1 pseudogene is annotated in these 231 nt (G+C 65.4%); it reads right to left on the bottom strand.

Annotation, left to right across the window (positions count from 1 at the left end):
- Positions 1-231: pseudogene (locus B2J89_RS22345) on the bottom strand (electron transfer flavoprotein subunit beta/FixA family protein); the annotation flags it as partial.

Here is a 231-nt window from a genome sequence, read left to right as displayed (position 1 = left end):
GACGTCGAGCTGCTTTTTCTTGGCCTTCATGATGTTGGGCAGCGTCACGTAGCGCGGCTCGTTGAGGCGCAGGTCGGTCGTGACGACCGCGGGGAGCGTCAGCTGCAGCGTCTCGAGGCCCCCGTCGACCTCGCGCGTGACATTCACTGTGTCGCCAGACACTTCGAGCTTGCTCGCGAACGTGCCCTGGGGCAGGTTGGCGAGCGCTGCGAGCATCTGGCCGGTCTGGTT

This window comes from Acidovorax sp. SRB_24 (assembly GCF_012931925.1).
The sequence above is the reverse complement of the archived record's forward strand: the minus strand, read 5'-3'. Positions and strand labels throughout refer to the sequence as shown.